Below are 19,549 nucleotides of genomic sequence, written 5' to 3' on the forward strand. Positions count from 1 at the left end.
CGGTCACTCAGGACGGCGGAGAACGAACTGCCATGACCACGGCAGGTACCGCATCGGCGACTGCAAGAGCCGATAGATCCTCCGAACCTTGAGCGGAATCGCTTCGGGCGGGTAGTTGAAATTGCGAACCATCACAACATCGAAACCTGCACGTTCGGCTGCCGGCCGCAGGTGCTTCATAGTGACGCTGTAAAAATCGTGATCCCAGTCAACTGGCGCCAGCTTCCAGTAGCGACGCTGCCATTTTGGCGGCAACCAGCCCATGAAAGGAAGCCGACTGTGCGACTCGATGAAAAAGTAGGGGTTAGGGATCTGACCCACGACGACACCCCCTGGTCTGAGCACACGAAATATCTCGCGCAGGCTCGCTTCGCGGTCGTTCGGCGGGATGTGCTCGAATACGTTAGCGAACAGTGCGACGTCGAACCGCTGGTCAGGGAAGTCGAGGTTGTTGGCGAACGCAGGATAGAGGTGGGAGCCGGCGTCGGTCACGATTGGTTGCGGGAGGGTGGGGTCGATGCCGACCCAGGTAGACACCCTCGTCAGTTGACCCATCTGATCGGTCAAAGCGCCCCGTTGACAGCCAATTTCAATGCCGTCCGTCGCCTGGGGTGAGGCGTGCTCGTCGACAAGGTTCGCCAGCTGCCGGCTAAGAATCGCGTTGCGGGCCGCCCACTCGTCGTCGCTTTGCAACAGCTGCGAACCTAATCCGCTCATTGCAACCGCACCCTTCCTTTGCGTCGAACAACTGCCAAATGATACCCACCGACGCCCCCGCTCTCTCAGCGCGTCCAAAGTTTGCTGGTTATCACAGAAAGTTCAGCTGCCATTGTTTTCGGCAATGTCAAAAAACCCGGCGACTCCGGCTGTCACGACCGGTCCTAGGTGTTAATCTGCCGCCATGCGCCGGCCTTCGCTTCCTAGCTCATTTCACACCAAGGTTCACGAGACCTTCGACCGCCTCATCGAAAGAACTCCGACGGGACGCACCGAGTTCTTCGACCCGGAACAGTTCCCATGGATCGCCGACATCGAAGCTCGGGCCGACGAGATCAAGGCAGAGCTGGATGGACTTCTGACCCGTGTCGACGATCTGCCCAACTTCCAGGACATTCAAGAAGAACAGCAGCAGCTGACTCAGGATGACAACTGGAAGGTATTTCTCTTCCACGCCTACGGTGCACGCGCCGACGAGAACTGCCGGCGATGCCCCAAGACTGCCGAGATCGTCGAGTCCATTCCCGGAATGACCACCGCGATGTTCTCCGTATTGCGTGGCAGAAAGCACATACCCCCTCATACCGGTCCGTGGAAAGGCGTTCTGCGCTACCACCTCGCATTGCGCACTCCGACCGACGAGACTGCTGCCCGCATCCGTGTCGGCCACAGCATCAAGCACTGGACAGAGGGTCAGAGCCTGGTCTTTGACGACACGTTCGAGCACGAGGTGTGGAATGACAGCGACGAAACCCGCGTCGTGTTGTTTGTTGACGTCATCCGCAAGTTGCCGTGGTACCTGGCCATTCCGAACCGCGCATTCATCGCCGCCATACGTCGGTCTCCTTACATTCAAAGGGGCCTGGCCAATAACGAAGCCTGGCAAGAGACTCTCGGCGCCGCCAAGGCGATGTAACGGCAGCACACCACCGTCGCGGCAAGGGGTGCTTTTGGATGACGCCGGCGGTATCGACCCCGACCTGGCACCGCACACCGTGCCGGCCTATCAACCCGGCACGGACCCGGCGCTGACCCGCAGCGAGCTGGAGAATGCCTTCGCGTGAACGGCGCACCGCTGTGTGACCTGGTCCACAGCTTTTTCGCCCGCACGGCGCCTTTTGAGACACTGGCCAAATGAGTGCACCACGCAAATCGACACATCGCGAGGTTGCCAGGTTGGACCGCGTACCTCTTCCGGTAGAGGCGGCGCGCATCGGAGTCACCGGCTGGCAGATAACTCGCACCGGCGCCCGGGTCCTGTCCAAGATCACCGGGCGCGGGACGCTGCAACAGAAGATCGTCAAGCAGATCCCGCAGACGTTCGCCGACCTCGGACCGACCTATGTCAAGTTCGGCCAGATCATCGCGTCGAGCCCGGGCGCGTTCGGCGAACCGCTGAGCCGCGAGTTCCGCGGCCTGCTCGACCGAGTTCCGCCCGCGGACACCGACGCCGTCCACAAACTCCTTCGCGAGGAACTCGGCGACGAGCCGCAGAACCTTTTCAAGTCGTTCGACGAGAAGCCGTTCGCGTCCGCATCGATCGCCCAGGTTCACTACGCCACGCTGCATTCCGGTGAGGAGGTCGTCGTCAAGATCCAGCGGCCGGGAATTCGCCGCCGGGTCGCCGCCGACCTGCAGATCCTCAAGCGGGGAGCCCAAGTCGTCGAGCTGGCCAAGATGGGCAGGCGCCTCTCGGCGCAGGATGTCGTCGCCGACTTCGCCGACAACCTCGCCGAGGAGCTCGATTTCCGGCTCGAGGCGCAGTCGATGGATGCCTGGGTGGCGCACATGCACGCGTCGCCGCTGGGCGAGAACATCCGTGTGCCGCAGGTCTACTGGGATCTGACCAGCGAGCGGGTGCTGACGATGGAGCGGGTCACCGGCGTGCGCATCGACGACGTCGCCGAGATCCGCAAGAGGGGCTTCGACGGCACCGAGTTGGTCAAGGCGCTGCTGTTCAGCGTGTTCGAGGGCGGTCTGCGGCACGGCCTGTTCCACGGTGACCTGCACGCGGGCAATCTGTACGTCGATGACGACGGCAAGATCGTGTTCTTCGACTTCGGCATCATGGGTCGCATCGATCCGCGGACCCGCTGGCTGCTGCGCGAACTCGTCTACGCGCTGCTGGTGAAGAAGGATCACGCGGCCGCGGGCAAGATCGTCGTGCTGATGGGCGCCGTCGGCACCGTGCGGCCCGAGGCTGAGGCGGCCAAGGATCTGGAGAAATTCGCCGCCCCGTTGACGCTGAAGTCCCTGGGCGACTTGAGTTATGCCGAGATCGGCAAGCAGCTGTCGGCCCTCGCCGAGGCGTACGACGTGAAGCTGCCGCGGGAACTGGTGCTCATTGGCAAGCAGTTCCTTTACGTCGAGCGCTACATGAAGCTGCTCGCCCCGAAATGGCAGATGATGAGCGACCCCGCGCTGACCGGATACTTCGCGAACTTCATGGTGGAGGTCTCCCGGGAGCACAGCGACGAGCTCGACGCGTAGATGGAGATCCGCAGCGGCACCGCACCGTCCGGCGAACTGGAGATCTACTACGAGGACATGGGCGACCCGGGCGACCCCGCGGTCCTGTTGATCATGGGCCTTGGTGCGCAATTGGTCTTCTGGCGCACCGAATTCTGCGAGAAGCTGGTCGACCAGGGCCTGCGGGTGATCCGGTTCGACAATCGTGACGTCGGCCTGTCGAGCAAGCTGCCAGGCGCACATTCGGGCGCACCGCTGCTACCACGCATGGCGCGGTCCTTCGTCGGGTTGGCCAGCCCTGCGGCGTACACGCTCGACGACATGAGCGACGACGCCGCGGCGCTGCTCGACCACCTCGGTATCGGCGCGGCGCACGTGGTCGGCGCCTCGATGGGCGGCATGATCGCGCAGGTTTTCGCGGCCCGTCATCACAGGCGCGTCAAGACCCTCGGCGTGATCTTCTCCAGCAACAACCAGGCGGTGCTGCCGCCACCGGGCCCGGCGCAATTGCTGGCGATCCTGCAGAAACCGAAGGGCACGTCCCGCGACGCGATCATCGACAACGCGGTTCGCGTGTCCCAGATCATCGGCAGCCCCGGCTTCCCTGCCCCGGAGGACAGGCTGCGCGCCGAGGCCATCGAGGGCTACGACCGCAGCTACTATCCGGCCGGCGTCGGGCGGCAGTTCGCGGCGATTCTCGGCAGCGGCAGCCTCCGCCGCTACAACCGTGAGATCGCGGCGCCGACAGTGGTGATCCACGGCAAGGCGGACAAACTGATGCGCCCGTCCGGCGGCCGGGCGATCGCGCGGGCGATCAAGAACGCGCGACTGGTGTTGTTCGACGGGATGGGCCATGAACTCCCGGAACCGCTGTGGGACGACATCGTCGGCGAGCTGAAGACCACATTCGCCGAAGTGCCCTGACTCACACGTCAATTCACCAGCGCGAAGTTCCGCGTAGCATCCCGGTCAGGGCATGATCGCCGTCTTACAGGAGATCCTCTTCGGGCTGTGTCCTCAGGAAGGCCGAATGGCCTCACGAGAACCCCGCAACCTCACACCACATTTCGACGATGTGCAGGCACACTACGACCTGTCGGATGAATTCTTCCGGCTGTTTCTCGACCCCTCCCAGACCTACAGCTGCGCGTACTTCGAGCGCGACGACATGACGCTGGAGGAGGCTCAGCTGGCCAAAGTCGACCTTGCCCTCGGCAAGCTCGGCCTGCAGCCCGGCATGACGCTGCTCGACATCGGGTGCGGTTGGGGCGCCACGATGATGCGGGCGGTCGAGAAGTATGACGTCGACGTCATCGGCCTGACGCTCAGTGAGAACCAAAAAGCGCATGTCGAAAGGGTTTTCGCCGCCAGCACCGACTCCCGGGACAAGGAGATCCTGCTGCAGGGCTGGGAGGAGTTCGATCGGCCCGTGGACCGCATCGTGTCGATCGGCGCATTCGAGCACTTCGGCCGGGACCGCTGGGACGACTTCTTCACGATGGCCTACCGCGTGCTGCCCGAAGACGGCGCGATGCTTCTGCACACCATCACCGCCCTGACCATCCCGCAGATGATCGAACGCGGCATCCCGCTGACCTTCTCCGTCGCGCGGTTCATCAAGTTCATCCTCACCGAGATCTTCCCGGGCGGATACCTGCCGACCATCGAGCTCGTCGGCGAGCACGCCGGCAAAGCCGGATTCACCCTGACCCGCGAGCAGTCGCTGCAGCCGCACTATGCGCGAACCCTCGACCTGTGGTCCGCGGCTCTCGAAGCGCACCGGACCGAGGCGATCGAGGTCCAGTCCGAAGAGGTCTACGACCGGTACATGCACTACCTGACCGGCTGCGCGGATTCCTTCAAGAAGGGCTACACCGACGTGAACCAGTTCACGCTCGTCAAGCAGACCCCCTGAGCGGATTGGATCGCGCCACCTGCCTACCGTTACGCTGATCGCCCGGGGGCGCGTGTTTACAGAAAGATCGACCCGCGTCTTCGGTACGGTCTTCCACATCGCTGAACACTCAGGAAGCACGGAGCAGGTAACACATGTCTGATCAATCCACCGGCACGAAGGATATGACCCCTCATTTTGAGGACATCCAGGCCCATTACGACCTGTCAGACGACTTTTTCGGCGTGTTCCAGGATCCGACCCGCAAATACAGCTCCGGTTTCTTCACCGGCCCCAACTGCACGCTCTCCGAGGCGCAGATCGCCAACGTGGACCAGCATCTCGACAAGCTCGACCTCAAGCCGGGGATGACGCTTCTCGAGGTCGGTTGCGGGTGGGGTCTGACGCTGCAGCGCGCGATGGAGAAGTACGACGTCAACGTGATCGGCCTGACGCTGTCGAAGAACCAGAAGGCCTACTGCGATCAGCTGCTGGCCAAGCTCGATTCCAAGCGGACCTTCGACGTCCGACTGGAGGGCTGGGAGCAGTTCCACTCCCCCGTCGACCGGATCGTGTCGATCGAGGCCTTCGAGCACTTCGGCTTCGAACGCTACGACGACTTCTTCAAGATGTGTTTCGACGTCCTGCCCGAAGACGGCCGGATGACCATCCAGAGCAGCGTCGGCTACCACCCGTACAACCTGGCCGAGCGTGGCAAGAAGCTGACGTTCGAGCTGGCACGGTTCATCAAGTTCATGATCACCGAGATCTTCCCGGGTGGCCGCCTCCCCACCACCGAGATGATGGTCGAGCACGGCGAGAAGGCCGGATTCACCGTCCCCGAGGTGCTTTCACTGCGCAACCACTACATCAAGACGCTCGGCATCTGGGCCGACCGGTTGGAGAAGAACAAGGACGCGGCGATCGCCGCGACCGACGAGGAGAACTACCACCGGTACATGCGCTACCTGAAGGGCTGCCAGTACTACTTCATCGACGAGTCGATCGACGTGAGCCTGGTGACCTACCTGAAGCCGGCCGTCGCCGCCTAGCCGAGCCGAACATCCTCTTAACGAAGAATCCCCCGCACGCCTGAATGCGGGGGATTCTCCATACTGGCCCTCAGGCCGCAGCCGGGGTGTCGTTCCGGGTGTCAGTATCGCTCTCTGACGCGTCCTCGTCTGCGGTTTCGGCGACAGAGTCGTCGTCTTCGTCGGTGACGGCCTCCGTATCGGTGACGGCCTCCTCCTCGTCGACCACGACGTCCGTTTCGGTGGTGTCCTCGTCGCTGACGACGACCTCCGTTTCGGTGGTGTCCTCGTCGGTGATCACCTGTTGCTCGCCCTCGTCGACCACGACATCGGAATCCTCGCCGGTGGTCACTACTTCTTCGTCGGCCGGCGCGTCCGTGTCCTCATCGGACGTGACCTTCAGCTCCACCGGGGTGTCCTCGACGGGCGCGTCCTCCGCAGCGGCGGACGGAAGCTTTTCGTCTGGGGCGCCCAGCGCGACGACGGTGTCGTCGGCGTCCTTGGAGGTGGCCTGCTCGGGGATGAAGTTCCTGATGAAGGCCTCGACGCCCTTGACCGCCGCGACGGCGAAATCGATGCCGACCTTCACCCAATTCTGGAAGATCTTGAACGGCAGGATCGATGACGGGCTCGACACCCCGGGGTTACCGGTCCAGTCGAAGCCGAGATCGACGATCTCACGCAACACCGGCTCGGCGAGGTCCAGGAACGGCTTGGCGAGCCCCCCGATGCCGATCGAATTTGCCAGCGCGCGAACCACATCCATCAACGGCAGCGAGGTTGCCGGGATCATGATGTAGGAGTTGCCGAAGCTGTCGGTCCGGCAGTTCGAGGGGCTCAGGTCGCAGTTCAGCTGCGGCGCCAGGGTCGCGTCGGTGTATCCGTAGGGCATCGAGTCGTCAGGATCCTTCTCGGTCGGGTCTAGGTAGTACCCGTGCACCGTGTCGAACGCGGCGACCATGTTCAGGACCGAGAAGATGTTGCCCCAGTATTTCGGCGCGTAGACCACCGGGTCGTATTCGAAGCCGATCGAGGTGACGCCGATACCGGTGTCCACCGGCATCGCCGGATCGAAGGACACGTCGAGCACTGGGATGGGGTTGCCGAGGAAGTCCTGCAGCCAGGCCAGGCGCTGCCACAAGCCGCCGTCAGGATTTTCGATGCCGCCGATCGTGACGACGTTCAGCCGCTCCTTGACCTCGTCGGGCAGGTCGAGCAGTCCTAGCTCGGAGAGGGCGTTGGCGACTACCGCGCCACCCTGCGAGTAGCCGAAGATGTACACGTCCTCCTCGGAGGCCGGGTCCAGGAACGGAGCCAGCGCCGCCAGCAGGTTTTCGGTTCCCTCGCCCACCGAGACGTTCCACTTGTCGCAGCGGCCGGGCACGCACCAATTGGGGATGAAGCTCACCGGCCAGAACGATGCCGGGTACGGGATGCCGACGAGATCGGGGTCGGAGCAATCGACCGTGCACGCGACGCCGTCGATGTACCGACTCCACGCATTCTCGCGATAACCGCCGACGACGTCGGCGTTCGGCGTGCCGGTGCCGGGGACGATCAGCGCCGTCGCGCCGTACGCCAACGCCGAGACGAACGCCGACGCGATGGCCAACGCCATGGCGGTGAACAGGGACACGAAGACGAGAACCAGCGCGCGGGCCTGATGACGCATGCGTTAACGATCACATAACGACGCCGGCTGCGAGGGCCAATCAGCAAACTCCTTTTATGACATCCGCGCGAGCGCCTGCCGGACGAGAATGCCTCGCCCCGCTGGCCTCACCATCGGTCACATCCGACGTCCAGCGGTCCGCTGGCTATCTCGCCCGCACCAGCATTCCGGAGCGGTTCGGGCGAACGTTTAGGGAAACACCCGATTCCTCGTCAGACGCCGAGTGGCTACCGTCAAGAGAATGGGCGATGTCCGCGCGACGACGAACTTCCTCGCAGAGTGGTATCTGCCTGACCTGGCCGACGCCGCCGTCGACGACATCATGGCGCGGCTTCGCAGGGCGGCAACCGAACTCACCAGCGGGGGCGCGCGGGTTCGCCTGTTGGCGACGTTGTCGGTGCCCACCGACGAGGTTCTCTACGGGGTCTTCGACGCGGACTCCCCCGAGGCCGTAATTGCCGCCTGCGAGCACGCCGGTCTTCCCCAGCAGCGACTGTCGGCCGACGTCGTACCGCGCGTGATGTCCGAAACGTCGCCGACAGGTTTGCTGACCGGCGTCGGCGCTCCTGCGGGCGAGATTGCCCAAGCGCTCATCGCGCACTGAAGCCGCTGCAGATCGGCATTTCCGCTACGCCTCAGACAATTTCACGATTCAACGACGGTATTGACGGCAACGATGCTATGTTGCTGCACGAGGGTGCTCTTCGGCCGCCTCGTCGCGGATCACCAGGGGGATACCGTAGACCTCTGGCCGTATCGCCTGACTTGCCGTTCGTGGGGGATGGTCTGTCGTGGCGGGGCCAGGGTCGGCGACCGAGGAGCACTCTCAAAGACTCTGGGAGGCAAGAAGCCCCGCACCTGTGGTGCGGGGCTTCTTGTCGGTCTGGTTGACGGCAGCTAGGTCAGCTAGCCGGCTCCTCCGTGAAATTGCGGGTCACCGACGGGTCGACCGGGATGCCGGGGCCCGTGGTGGTCGAGACGACGACCTTCTTCAGGTAACGGCCCTTCGACGACGACGGCTTGGCGCGCAGGATCTCGTCCAGCGCGGCGCCGTAGTTCTCCGCGAGGGCCTTCTCGTCGAACGACGCCTTGCCGATCACGAAGTGCAGGTTGGCCTGCTTGTCGACACGGAAATTGATCTTGCCGCCCTTGATGTCGGACACAGCCTTGGCGACATCCGGGGTCACGGTTCCGGTCTTCGGGTTCGGCATCAGGCCGCGGGGGCCCAGGATCCGGGCGATGCGGCCGACCTTGGCCATCTGGTCGGGCGTGGCGATCGCGGCGTCGAAGTCGAGGAACCCGCCTTGGATCTTCTCGATCAGGTCGTCGCTGCCGACGATGTCCGCGCCGGCGGCCTCAGCGGCTTCGGCCTTGTCACCCACGGCGAACACGGCGACGCGCGCGGTCTTGCCGGTGCCGTTGGGCAGGTTCACCGTGCCGCGGACCATCTGGTCCGCCTTGCGCGGGTCGACGCCGAGGCGGATCGCAACCTCGACGGTGGCGTCCTGGTTCTTCGACGACGTCTCCTTGGCCAGCTTCGCGGCCTCCAGCGGGGAGTAGAGACGGGCCTTGTCCACCTTCTCGGCGGCGGCCTTGTATGCCTTGCTGTTCTTGCTCATTGGTTTCTCCTAGTTACTGAGTTGTGGTTTGTGATGATCGCTCTTCGCGTGAGCGCTCATCGCGAGCCGAAGCGGGCTCTCCCACAAGATCCGTCTTATTCGACTGTGATCCCCATCGACCGGGCCGTGCCGGCGATGATCTTGGCGGCCTGATCGATGTCGTTGGCGTTCAGGTCTTCCTTTTTGGTCTCGGCGATCTCGCGCACCTGATCCCAGGTCACCTTGGCGACCTTGGTCTTGTGCGGCTCACCGGAACCCTTCGGCACGCCTGCGGCCTTGAGCAGCAGCTTGGCGGCGGGCGGGGTTTTCAGCGCGAACGTGAAGCTGCGGTCCTCGTAGACGGTGATCTCCACGGGGATGACGTTGCCGCGCTGCGACTCGGTCGCGGCGTTGTACGCCTTGCAGAACTCCATGATGTTGACGCCGTGCTGGCCGAGCGCGGGACCGACCGGCGGGGCGGGGTTGGCCTGCCCGGCCTGGATCTGCAGCTTGATCAGCCCGACGACCTTCTTCTTCGGGGGCATGGCTGTGCTTTCTCTTTCTCTCCTGTTGGGGCGATGGTGCCCGCAGTTAAATCTTGGCGACCTGGTTGAAGGTCAGTTCGACCGGTGTCTCACGTCCGAAGATCGACACCAGGACCTTGAGCTTCTGCTGCTCGGCGTTGACCTCGCTGATCGAGGCGGGCAGCGTCGCGAACGGACCGTCCATGACGGTGACCGACTCGCCGACCTCGAAGTCCACCTCGATGACCGGACGCTCGGTGGCACCGACCTCGGCGGCCGCGGTCGACGCGGCGGTGGCCTTGCCGGGCTTCTTCGCCGCGGCGGGCGGCAGCAGGAACTTCACGACGTCGTCGAGTGACAGCGGCGACGGCCGCGACGTCGCTCCCACGAAGCCCGTCACGCCGGGCGTGTTGCGCACGGCGCCCCACGACTCGTCGTTGAGTTCCATGCGCACCAGGATGTAACCGGGCAGCACCTTGCGGTTGACCTGCTTGCGCTGACCGTTCTTGATCTCGGTGACCTCTTCGGTGGGCACCTCGACCTGGAAGATGTAGTCGCCGACGTCCAGGTTCTGGACGCGGGTCTCGAGGTTGGCCTTCACCTTGTTCTCGTAGCCGGCGTAGGAGTGGATGACGTACCACTCGCCCGGCTTGAGACGCAGCTCTTTCTTGAGCGCGACCGCGGGATCCTCGTCCTCCTCGGCTGCCTCTGCGGCCTCGGGCGATGCCTCGGAAGCACTGTCAAAGGCATCGCTGCCTTCGACGACGTCGGTCACCTCGGCGGGCGCGGCGTCACCGACAGCCTCGGCCGTGCTGCTCTCCTCGAGATGCTCGGCGGCTTCGTCGGCGATCACGACCGCAGGGTCTGCGGCCTCGGCGCGCGCCTCGGACACGCTCGCGGCTGTCTCGCCGTCGAAGCTGGTCACGTGTCAGTCCTCTCTTGATGTCTCTCGTGTGCCGGTGGCTGCGGTCAGCCGAAGATCCAGGTCACGAGCTTCGCCAGGCCCAGGTCGACCCCACCGATCATCGCCACCATGAAGATCAGGAAGAACAGCACGACGGTGGTGTAGCTGGCCATCTGCTTGCGGTTGGGCCAGATGACCTTCCGGAGTTCGCCGACGACTTCCCGCAGGTAGTTGATGACGAACGCGATCGGGTTCCGCGAGGGCCCGTCCTTGGGCTTCTTGGCCGTCTTCTTCTTGCGTTTCGGGCCGCTGCCGTCGTCCTTGGATCCCGAACCGTCTGCCTCGGGGGCATCGTCGGAATCCTCGGCGTCGGTCTCGTCGACCACGCGACGCGACCGCTTTCCGGTGGGCCGCATGGGCCGCGTCACCACCGCGGTCTGGCCGCGGGTGTCCCCGTCGTCGGTCTCGTTGCCGCTGTCGGTGTCCGCGGAGCTGACACCGTCGCGCTCGTCGCTCACCGCATGCCTTTCGTTCGTTGCCGGGTGGTCACCTTCCAGTATTGCAACCGGACGAGTTTCCACCCTTGTCGAGTATTCAGTTGAGCAGGGGCGACAGGACTTGAACCTGCAACCTGCGGTTTTGGAGACCGCTGCTCTGCCAGTTGAGCTACGCCCCTTCAGCGATGTGTTCAGGGCTCACACAATTTGCGCGCTCCCCGTTCGGTCGATCCGAGCCGACGGACAGCGCGCTTAACTGGGAAAACCCCGAAGCCCGAGTGTAGCGCGACCCGGGTCCCAGTTACTAATCCGTACCGGTGGCGGCGCCGGACGCCGCATCTACGTGCTGGACCGGCTTGCGCAGTACCTGACCGGTCTCGGGGTCCCATCCGGCGGAGATCGAATTGTCACCCTCGTGGCCCATGAGGGTGGTGAAAGACTCCATGACGACGGCCCCGGTGTCATCGGTCAGCACATTGCGGGTGGTAACGATGTCGGCGCCGAAACGTTCATCCACAGTCATGATCGTCAGCGCGCCGCGCAGCCGGTCACCCTCCTGGATCGGGCGGTGGAACAGGAACTTCTGATCCACCTGCACGATCTGCAGGGTTTCCAGACCCACGTCGACGTGCTGGAAGAAATGGTTCTGAATCATCACCGCGAAGATCGACATGAACGTCGGGGGCGCGATCAGGCCGCTGTGCCCGAGCTCCGATGCCGCGGCCACATCGTGGCTCGCGGGGTCTTTGGCTTTGACGGAGTTCGCATACTGGCGGATCTGTTCACGACCCACGACGAAGACGTCCGGGTATTCCCAGACCATCCCGCGGATGTCTGTCTTGAGTGCCATCTCTACCTACCTATGCCAGCTTCGCGACTGCGACGGCGCGGCCGAAGATCTTCTTCCCGCCGGCGGTGGCACTCAGCGCGATGGTGACCGACTTCGCTTCCGGGTCAACGGATTTAACGCGGCCGCTGAACACGATCTCGGCGCCCACACCGTCGTTGGGGACGGGGACGACGGCGGTGAAGCGGACGTTGTATTCGGTGACGGCGGCGGGGTCGCCAACCCATGCGGTGACGTATCCGCCACCGAGACCCATGGTCAGCATGCCGTGCGCGATCGCGGTGTCGAGGCCGACCTGCTTGGCGATCTCGTCGTCCCAGTGGATGGGGTTGAGGTCGCCGGACACGCCCGCATAGTTGACAAGGTCGGCCCGCGTCAGCGGAATGACCTTCTCGGGCAGTTGATCGCCGACCTTGACCGAACTGAACTCACGCAGTGCCATCTGTGAAGCCACTCTCTCCGTCTTCTTCGCTACGCCCCGCGAGGGTGGTGTAGTTCTCCTGAACGACATCGCCCTTCTCGTTGGTGACGATGTTCTTCGTGACGATGATGTCGGTGCCGTGCGCCTTGCGGATCGAGTCCACCCACACGTCGCAGTACAGGGTGTCGCCCGCCTTGATCGGCAAGAAATACTTGACCACCTGGTCGACCTGGACGATCTTGGCGTCACTGATGCCGACGTTGTTCGCCGAGAACATCGCCAACTGCGCCTGGTAGCCGAAAATCGACAGGAATGTCAGGGGCGCCACCAGCGCGTCATGCCCGAGCGCTGCGGCGGCCTCCTCGTCGAAGAACGCCGGATCGTCGTTCTTGACGGCGGTGGCGTACTCGCGAATCTTCTCGCGTCCCACGACGTAATGGTCGGGGTAGCGGTAGTGCACCCCGACGAGAGCGTCCAGGAAAGACACGAGTGTTGAACCTACCTAGAAGGCCTCAGCAACCGTTGCATCGCGGCGCCGGCCCAGTCGTGTCGCTCAGCGCGACTCTTTGTGGGCCTGGTGCTTACCGCAGTTCGGGCAGAACTTCTTGATCTCGAGGCGGTCGGGATCGTTGCGGCGGTTCTTCTTGGTGATGTAGTTGCGGTGCTTGCACACCTCGCAGGCCAAGGTGATCTTGGGCCGTACGTCAGTACTGGAGGCCACGTCAGTCGTCTCTTTTCTTCTACGTTCGCGTTCGTTGCTTGTAGCGGTGGGGAGGCTCGATCTCCCGACCTCACGATTATGAGTCGTGCGCTCTAACCAGCTGAGCTACACCGCCCCGGCTCCCGGGCACAAAGCCCGTATCCACCGAGCCCCCTAACGGAATCGAACCGTTGACCTTTTCCTTACCATGGAAACGCTCTGCCGACTGAGCTAAGGGGGCCTGCGCCCGCGAAAGTGCCGCGAGCCTTAAAGAGGGTACATTCTCCCCGTTTCCGGCGCCAAACCGCTGGTCGTCGGCGGGCTTTCGCGGCGTTCAGCCTACGCTGGCCCCATGGCTGACACCGACCGCCTCTATTTCAAGCAGATGCTTTCGGGCCGCGACTTCGCTGTCGGCGACATGATCGCCCAGCAGATGCGCAACTTCGCCTATCTGATCGGGGACCGCGAGACCGGCGACACCGTCGTCGTCGACCCGGCGTACGCGGCACAGGACCTGGTGGACGCACTGGAGGCCGACGGCATGCACCTGTCGGGAGTGCTCGTCACCCACCACCATCCCGATCACATCGGCGGTTCGATGATGGGCTTCGAGCTCAAGGGGCTGGCCGAACTCCTCGAGCGGACCAGCGTTCCGGTGCACGTCAATGCCCACGAAGCCGACTGGGTTTCGCGGATCACCGGCATCGCGGGCAGTGAACTGACCCGCCATCAGCATGGCGACAAGGTGTCGGTCGGCGACATCGACATCGAGCTGCTGCACACTCCGGGCCACACCCCCGGCAGCCAGTGTTTCCTGCTCGACGGGCGCCTCGTCGCCGGCGACACCCTCTTTCTGGAGGGCTGCGGGCGCACCGACTTCCCCGGCGGCAACGTCGACGACATGTTCCGCAGCCTGCAGGCGCTCGCGCAGCTGTCCGGCGACCCCACCGTCTTCCCCGGCCACTGGTATTCCGCTGAACCGAGTGCGTCGCTGTCGGACGTGCGCAGCACCAACTACGTGTACCGCGCGAGCAATCTGGACCAGTGGCGGATGCTGATGGGCGGCTGATGCCAAACTGCCGTTGAGATGTCACTGAGCCAATAAGCGCCCTCCGAATCGTCAAATCGAAGACGCCCGGCAGCCATTCTGGCAAACTCAGGAACCGGCGCTAACCACACTTACGTGGGGGGTCTTCGTGAAGAACATCGCGCTGTGTTTCGACGGTGCGCGTGGCATCGGTGGTACCGGGGGAACCACCAATGCCACCGCCGCAGCAGATCTCATGAGCTCAAGCGACGAGCAGGTCGTGTGGACTTCGGCCTGCGCCGGCGCGGGTGGCCTATTCCGCGGTCGTACCAACGGGGTGGACGCCGCGCGCGCGGCGATCGCGCAGGCATACGACTTCCTGGTTGCCGAGTGGTCACCCGGGGATCGTCTTTTCCTGCTGGGCGCGGGTCGCGGCGCCGCCTGCGCGCGGGCGCTGGCACATCTGCTGGGGACCGTCGGCGTGCTGCGCGACGACATTCCCGGCTGGGACCCCCAGGATCTGCGCCGGTACGTGCTGTCCACGCATGTCCTGCCCCGCACTCACCGCGACGACACGGACTGGGAGCACATCGGCAGGCTCGCCGCTTGCCTGTCCGGACGCTTCACCGTGGCGGTGGACGTGCACTTCCTCGGGCTGTGGGACACGGTCGCGCTGTCGCGTGCCGGTGCGGCACCGCTGGCGGGAAACGTGCTCGCGACCAGGCACGCGGTCGCCATCGACGGCACCGGGCAGCGGTTCGGTATGCAGTTGCTCGCAGGCTCCGGCACCGCCGTGCAGGAAGTGTGGTTCCGCGGCGCCCACTGCGACGTCGCCGGAGGCCACAATGCGTGCTCCACGCTGGCGGGCATCGCCCTCGACTGGGTGCTCGACGGCGCCGAGCAGGCTGGGGCCCTGGTGCGGCGGTGCCCGCAGCGGGCTGTGCCGACTGCCGACGATGCGCTGGCGGGCACCACCCACACGGTGTCGTTCCGTCAGCTGCCCGACGACGCGTATGTACACGCGAGCGTCGAGAGTTACCTGCGGGCGCATCCGTCGTACTGGCGGCGGCTGCCGGCGCGCGTGACGTGGGCCGACACCGACTGGGCGTCCCGCGCCGAACGGCTGGTGCCGGGCCCCGTGACACCCCCGTCCATCACGGAGATCCCGGCACTGGCCGTCCCCGAACTACTTCCAGGCTGAGCCGACCCCGCACTCCCACAGACCGAGCCGCGGCACCCCGCTGGTGCGGCGTGCGCGGCGGCGCCTGGCAGCGCGCTCGGATTCCAGATGTTCGACCGGCCGCTTCCGCTTCGCGCGCATGGCATCTCCTTTGGCTGGGGCGCGGTACCCCCTCGTGTACCGCGCTGAACCGACGCTAGGAATCCGCGCCGCCGAAGTCGTGCGTAGTGCACTACGCCTTCTCACGCAGCCCGGCCCAGCCCGCCTAGGTAGTGCTGTTACGTTCGTCCCATGACCAGCACCGTGTCCTATGAGCTCGCGGATTCCGTCGCCACCATCACCCTCGACGACGGCAAGGTGAATGTGCTCGGCCCCGCTATGCAGGCCGCCATCAACGACGCCCTCGACCGCGCCGAGGCGGACAAGGCCAAGGCCGTCGTGCTCGCAGGCAACGCCCGGGTGTTCAGCGGCGGATTCGATCTCGCGGTGTTCCAGTCCGGGGACGCCGCGGCGGCGCTGGGCATGCTTGCCGGGGGGTTCAAACTCTCCCTGCGCACCTTGACATTTCCGGTTCCTGTGATCATCGCCGCGACGGGTCCCGCGATCGCGATGGGATCGTTCCTCCTGCTCTCGGCCGATCACCGTGTCGGACAACCGAAGACGAGATGCCAGGCCATCGAGGTCGCGATCGGCATGACCATCCCGATCTCGGCGCTGGAGATCATGCGGGCGCGACTGACCCCCGCCGCGTTCGAGCGCGGCGCCGCACTGGCCGCCACGTTCGCCGGCGACGAGGCCGTCGCGGGTGGCTGGCTCGACGAGATCGTCGAGGCCGACCAGGTCCTCGCCCGGGCCCAGCAGGTGGCCGCCGAGGCGGCGGCGACGCTGAACGCGGGCGCCCACCTCGCCACCAAGCTCAAAGCACGCAAGGGTGCGCTCGACGCGATCCAGGCGGGGATCGACGGTCTGGCAACCGAATTCAGCCTCGGCTGACTACCCCGCACTTCCGCGGAATAGCATTCCCGGCTGCGATTCCGATCGCTTTCACAGCCCTGGCTTCTCGCTCGCGCGAGTGCCGGGTGCGATGATGGCTCCGTGACCCATATCCGGGGCCGAATCTGGCGCGACGGCAAGCCCGTCGACGATTTCGAGTTCTCGAAGATCTCGGACTGCCTGGCCTCCGAGGACACCCTGGTGTGGTGTGACATCTACGACCCCGACCACGCCATTCTCAAAGATCTGGCGGTCGAGCTCGGCCTGAACGAGTGGGCCGTCGAGGACGCCCTCGCCGAAGCCGAGCGGACGAAGGCTGTCGTCTACAGGTCTCACACGTTCTTCACGGTGTACGGGGTGTCGGTGATGGACCCGCGGCCCGAGGATCCGGCCGAGCCCACCCTGGAAATTCATCGGATCTCCGGATTCGTCCTGCCCCGCGGCCTGATCACGGTGCGCCTGTCACCGCACTTCGACATGGACAAGGTGTCGCAGCGCTTCGACGAGCTCGGCGGCCAGGAGTACGGCGTCGGGTCGCTGGTGCACGGCCTGCTCGACGTCGTGGTGGACGGCCACTTCGACGCGGTCCAGTCGCTCGACGACAGCATCGAAGGCCTCGAGGACGACCTGTTCGCCGAGAAGCCCCTGCGGGGAGGATTGCAGCGCAAGACATTTCAGCTACGTAAGGACCTCGTGGCCCTACGCAGGGTGGTCCTGCCGATGCGAGAGGTCGTCACGGCGATCCAACACCGCAGGATGGACGCCAAGACCTCGGTCGAACTCGACCCCGTGTATGCCGACCTGTACGACCACGTATTGCGGGTGTCCGAGTGGACGGAATCGTTGCGCGACATGATCACCACGGTCTTCGAAACCAATCTGTCGCTTCAGGACGCACGGCTGAACACGGTGATGAAGAAGCTGACGGGCTGGGCGGCGATCATCGCCGTCCCGACCGCCATCACCGGCTTCTACGGCCAGAACGTCGCGTATCCCGGTATCGACACGTTGGGCGGCTTTGTGACCAGCACTTCGATCATCGTCATCATCGTGTTGGTGCTGTACTGGATGTTCAAAGCGCGGGATTGGCTGTGACGTCGAGGGTTCCGACGACACGGCCCGCGGTCCGGTAGGTCACGAAGAAGCCGTCGGCACGCTCGGTGAGGTCCGACGACCCGTAACTGCCGCCCCAACCGCGGTAGCTCAACTCGAATTGCCCTATGGCGCAGGTGAATCCGGGTACCTTGTCCCATTTGGCGGAGGCCCCCGCCGCGGTGAGGCCGGCCACGAGACCCTGCTGCGCTGCATCGCGCCAGTGTTCGGCGATGACGGGCCTGCCGGCGGCCACGTTGTGGGCGATGGTGACATCGCCTGCGGCGTAGACGTTCCGGACCGAGGTGCGCATGTGCTGGTCGACGACGACGCGGCCGCCGCGGGTGGCGAGGCCGGCTTCGGCGGCCAGCCGGATGTCGGGTCGCACCCCGGTGGCGGCAACAATGACGTCACCGTGCATGGTGTCGCCCGAGGACAGGGTGACAGTGGTATCGCCGACGGCTTCGACGGTCGCGCCGGTCACCACGCGCACGCCGGCGTCGGCGAGGATGTCGGCCACCCGCTTGCCGACGTCGGTCCCGAATCTGCGGTGCAGCGGGACGTCTTCGGGGACCACGACGGTGGTGGCGAGCCCGAGGCGCGCCAGACAGCTCGCGGTCTCACAGCCGATCAGCCCGCCGCCGATGACCACGGCGGAGTCTGCGAAGCGGGCGGCCATCTTCAGGGCGACTGCATCGGCGAACGAACGCAGCGGCTGCGCGGTGTCTCCGCCGGGTACACCGAGGGGAACGGCGGCTGAACCCGACGCCACAACCAGATGCCAGTACGGGTACCGCGCACCACCGCGGGTGACAACCTCCTGCGCGTCGACGTCGATGTGTTCGACCGTCACGCCGAGCAGAAGGTCGATGTTGTGGCGGGCGAACCACCCCGCGCTGTGCAGGTCGAGATTCGTGTGACCGCCGCCGAGGAAATCCTTGCTGAGAGGGGGCTTGGCGTAGGGAAGTGCAGGGTCGGAGGACAGAATCCGCACGGGGATGTGCGGATGCCTGCGGCGAAAGGTCTCCGCCGCGCTGATGCCCGCCGGACCACTGCCGATGGCGAGAAATCCCGGTGCCGCCATTCTTCGGGAGTACCACCATTGAATGCACCCCAATCCCGGCACGGGGCCGGGTGTCAGCCTTTGGTCAGATTCGCTGGCATGTGCCGCCCGGTAATCGTTGAGCATCGGCGATCAGATGTGAAAATATCTGCGCATGGAGCCTTACGGGGATCCCGAAGCACGCATCCGGGATCTCGAGCGCCCGCTCGCCGATCGGGCCCAGTCCAACGAGCTGGGCACCCAGCCCTACGAAGCACCGCCCACGCCCTCGACCGAGCCCTATCAGTACGTGCCGCCGCCGCCGTCATCGGACCCCTATCAGGCGCAGCCCTACGGGCAGTACGGCTCCCAGTACGGCACACCGCAGTACACATCGCCGTATTACTCGGCCCCCCAGCAGGTCGTCCAGAAGCGCTCATCGACCACTGCGCTGTGGATGATCCCGCTGGTCGTCGGCGGCATCATCGCGGCCGGGGTCGCCGCCATCGTCCTGTACTTCAACACTGCCGACCCCGACACCTACAGTTTCGACCCCAGTCCCTCGATCTCCGGCGGCGGCGGCCCACTCGACACTCCCACGCCGCCCGTCGGCATCCCTCCGATCGATCCGGAAGATCAGGTCATCACGGTCCAGGCCGGCGGCTCGGTCAGCGTCAGCGGCGTCGACAAGAACCAGACCATCGTCTGCAACGGCGGAACCGTGAGCGTCAGCGGCGTGGAGAACGTCGTCGAAATTCAGGGCAGTTGCGGTGTCGTGTCCGTCTCGGGCATAAAAAACATCGTCACCGTCGACACCGCGCAGACCATCAGCGCGTCGGGTTTCGAGAACCGCGTGACATACCGCTCGGGTGAACCGCAGATCACCAACAGTGGACCCGACAACGTCGTCGAGCAAGGGTGAGCGAAAGAACGACGGCGCC

The 19,549-nt window shown here is 64.8% G+C and carries 23 protein-coding genes and 3 tRNA genes; 11 read left to right on the top strand and 15 right to left on the bottom strand.

The features are described 5' to 3' along the window. Positions 1 to 3 precede the first annotated feature (3 nt). The gene (locus tag AWC12_RS06500) at positions 4 to 717 is read right to left on the bottom strand and encodes a class I SAM-dependent methyltransferase (RefSeq protein ID WP_085173061.1); all 714 of its coding nucleotides are present in this window, start codon (positions 715 to 717) and stop codon (positions 4 to 6) included. A 184-nt stretch (positions 718 to 901) separates the two neighbouring features. Here AWC12_RS06500 and AWC12_RS06505 point away from each other — a divergent pair, with 184 nt between their 5' ends. The 5 genes from AWC12_RS06505 (at position 902) to AWC12_RS06525 (ending at position 6,132) form a co-directional block, all read left to right on the top strand. After that, positions 902 to 1,633: an aspartyl/asparaginyl beta-hydroxylase domain-containing protein gene (locus tag AWC12_RS06505; protein ID WP_085173062.1), complete on the top strand. Its 732-nt coding sequence runs from the start codon at positions 902 to 904 to the stop codon at positions 1,631 to 1,633. A gap of 218 nt (positions 1,634 to 1,851) precedes the next feature. Beyond that, on the top strand, positions 1,852 to 3,207 hold the full coding sequence (locus AWC12_RS06510) for an ABC1 kinase family protein (protein WP_024444651.1): 1,356 nt from the start codon (positions 1,852 to 1,854) through the stop codon (positions 3,205 to 3,207). Next, positions 3,208 to 4,110, top strand: coding sequence for an alpha/beta fold hydrolase (locus AWC12_RS06515; protein ID WP_085173063.1), 903 nt, complete (start codon positions 3,208 to 3,210; stop codon positions 4,108 to 4,110). A gap of 106 nt (positions 4,111 to 4,216) precedes the next feature. Further along, on the top strand, positions 4,217 to 5,101 hold the full coding sequence (locus AWC12_RS06520) for a cyclopropane mycolic acid synthase family methyltransferase (protein ID WP_085173145.1): 885 nt from the start codon (positions 4,217 to 4,219) through the stop codon (positions 5,099 to 5,101). 134 nt (positions 5,102 to 5,235) lie between these two features. Further along, positions 5,236 to 6,132, top strand: coding sequence for a cyclopropane mycolic acid synthase family methyltransferase (locus AWC12_RS06525; protein ID WP_024444648.1), 897 nt, complete (start codon positions 5,236 to 5,238; stop codon positions 6,130 to 6,132). 70 nt (positions 6,133 to 6,202) lie between these two features. Here AWC12_RS06525 and AWC12_RS06530 read toward each other — a convergent pair whose 3' ends face one another. Beyond that, positions 6,203 to 7,783, bottom strand: a complete 1,581-nt coding sequence (locus tag AWC12_RS06530) for a PE-PPE domain-containing protein (RefSeq protein ID WP_085173064.1) — start codon at positions 7,781 to 7,783, stop codon at positions 6,203 to 6,205. A gap of 241 nt (positions 7,784 to 8,024) precedes the next feature. Here AWC12_RS06530 and AWC12_RS06535 point away from each other — a divergent pair, with 241 nt between their 5' ends. Beyond that, positions 8,025 to 8,387, top strand: coding sequence for a hypothetical protein (locus AWC12_RS06535; protein WP_234813849.1), 363 nt, complete (start codon positions 8,025 to 8,027; stop codon positions 8,385 to 8,387). Between the two features lie 298 nt (positions 8,388 to 8,685). On the opposite strand, the gene rplA is transcribed toward AWC12_RS06535, so the two are convergent. The 11 genes from rplA to AWC12_RS06590 all read right to left on the bottom strand — a co-directional run bounded on the left by rplA (position 8,686) and on the right by AWC12_RS06590 (position 13,515). Further along, positions 8,686 to 9,402: a 50S ribosomal protein L1 gene (rplA, locus tag AWC12_RS06540; RefSeq protein WP_085173065.1), complete on the bottom strand. Its 717-nt coding sequence runs from the start codon at positions 9,400 to 9,402 to the stop codon at positions 8,686 to 8,688. Positions 9,403 to 9,497: 95 nt separating this feature from the next. Then, complete coding sequence (gene rplK, locus AWC12_RS06545) at positions 9,498 to 9,926, bottom strand: 50S ribosomal protein L11 (RefSeq protein ID WP_024444644.1); 429 nt, start codon at positions 9,924 to 9,926, stop codon at positions 9,498 to 9,500. 46 nt (positions 9,927 to 9,972) lie between these two features. Beyond that, entirely contained in the window at positions 9,973 to 10,830 is an 858-nt protein-coding gene (gene nusG / locus AWC12_RS06550) for a transcription termination/antitermination protein NusG (protein WP_110808573.1), read from the bottom strand. A 44-nt stretch (positions 10,831 to 10,874) separates the two neighbouring features. Next, positions 10,875 to 11,327 (bottom strand): preprotein translocase subunit SecE, encoded by a 453-nt coding sequence (secE, locus tag AWC12_RS06555; protein WP_024444642.1) that lies wholly within the window; start codon positions 11,325 to 11,327, stop codon positions 10,875 to 10,877. Positions 11,328 to 11,412: 85 nt separating this feature from the next. Next, positions 11,413 to 11,485 (bottom strand) — tRNA-Trp (locus AWC12_RS06560). Between the two features lie 125 nt (positions 11,486 to 11,610). Further along, entirely contained in the window at positions 11,611 to 12,156 is a 546-nt protein-coding gene (hadC, locus tag AWC12_RS06565; protein WP_085173067.1) for a (3R)-hydroxyacyl-ACP dehydratase subunit HadC, read from the bottom strand. Between the two features lie 10 nt (positions 12,157 to 12,166). Beyond that, positions 12,167 to 12,595: a (3R)-hydroxyacyl-ACP dehydratase subunit HadB gene (gene hadB / locus AWC12_RS06570; protein ID WP_085173069.1), complete on the bottom strand. Its 429-nt coding sequence runs from the start codon at positions 12,593 to 12,595 to the stop codon at positions 12,167 to 12,169. Beyond that, a complete protein-coding gene (hadA, locus tag AWC12_RS06575) occupies positions 12,582 to 13,061 on the bottom strand; it encodes a (3R)-hydroxyacyl-ACP dehydratase subunit HadA (protein WP_024444639.1) in 480 nt (159 codons plus the stop codon). Before hadA ends, hadB begins: the two co-directional genes overlap by 14 nt. A gap of 66 nt (positions 13,062 to 13,127) precedes the next feature. Beyond that, a complete protein-coding gene (rpmG, locus tag AWC12_RS06580) occupies positions 13,128 to 13,295 on the bottom strand; it encodes a 50S ribosomal protein L33 (protein ID WP_003929651.1) in 168 nt (55 codons plus the stop codon). Between the two features lie 41 nt (positions 13,296 to 13,336). Then, positions 13,337 to 13,410, bottom strand: a tRNA-Met gene (locus tag AWC12_RS06585). 32 nt (positions 13,411 to 13,442) lie between these two features. Then, positions 13,443 to 13,515, bottom strand: a tRNA-Thr gene (locus AWC12_RS06590). A gap of 111 nt (positions 13,516 to 13,626) precedes the next feature. Between AWC12_RS06590 and AWC12_RS06595 the strand changes: the two genes are divergently transcribed. Both AWC12_RS06595 and AWC12_RS06600 read left to right on the top strand, forming a co-directional pair. After that, complete coding sequence (locus tag AWC12_RS06595) at positions 13,627 to 14,343, top strand: MBL fold metallo-hydrolase (RefSeq protein ID WP_024444638.1); 717 nt, start codon at positions 13,627 to 13,629, stop codon at positions 14,341 to 14,343. 127 nt (positions 14,344 to 14,470) lie between these two features. Next, the gene (locus AWC12_RS06600) at positions 14,471 to 15,502 is read left to right on the top strand and encodes a phospholipase effector Tle1 domain-containing protein (protein WP_085173071.1); all 1,032 of its coding nucleotides are present in this window, start codon (positions 14,471 to 14,473) and stop codon (positions 15,500 to 15,502) included. On the opposite strand, the gene AWC12_RS31850 is transcribed toward AWC12_RS06600, so the two are convergent. Further along, on the bottom strand, positions 15,488 to 15,622 hold the full coding sequence (locus tag AWC12_RS31850) for a hypothetical protein (RefSeq protein ID WP_268743618.1): 135 nt from the start codon (positions 15,620 to 15,622) through the stop codon (positions 15,488 to 15,490). The genes AWC12_RS06600 and AWC12_RS31850 overlap by 15 nt on opposite strands. A gap of 150 nt (positions 15,623 to 15,772) precedes the next feature. On the opposite strand from AWC12_RS31850, the gene AWC12_RS06605 reads away from it, so the two are divergent. Beyond that, entirely contained in the window at positions 15,773 to 16,474 is a 702-nt protein-coding gene (locus AWC12_RS06605) for a crotonase/enoyl-CoA hydratase family protein (RefSeq protein WP_024444973.1), read from the top strand. A 102-nt stretch (positions 16,475 to 16,576) separates the two neighbouring features. After that, positions 16,577 to 17,569 carry a magnesium transporter CorA family protein gene (locus AWC12_RS06610; protein WP_085173073.1) on the top strand — a complete coding sequence of 331 codons (993 nt, stop codon included), beginning with the start codon at positions 16,577 to 16,579 and terminating at the stop codon, positions 17,567 to 17,569. Here the strand turns inward: AWC12_RS06610 and AWC12_RS06615 are convergent. Next, complete coding sequence (locus AWC12_RS06615) at positions 17,547 to 18,650, bottom strand: NAD(P)/FAD-dependent oxidoreductase (RefSeq protein ID WP_085173075.1); 1,104 nt, start codon at positions 18,648 to 18,650, stop codon at positions 17,547 to 17,549. The two genes, AWC12_RS06610 and AWC12_RS06615, sit on opposite strands and share 23 nt — an antisense overlap. 133 nt (positions 18,651 to 18,783) lie before the next feature. Between AWC12_RS06615 and AWC12_RS06620 the strand changes: the two genes are divergently transcribed. After that, entirely contained in the window at positions 18,784 to 19,530 is a 747-nt protein-coding gene (locus AWC12_RS06620; protein ID WP_165762773.1) for a DUF3060 domain-containing protein, read from the top strand. The last annotated feature ends 19 nt before the right edge of the window (positions 19,531 to 19,549 follow it).

The sequence above is a fragment of the Mycolicibacterium iranicum genome (genome assembly GCF_002101705.1).
GTDB classification, from domain to species: domain Bacteria; phylum Actinomycetota; class Actinomycetes; order Mycobacteriales; family Mycobacteriaceae; genus Mycobacterium; species Mycobacterium iranicum.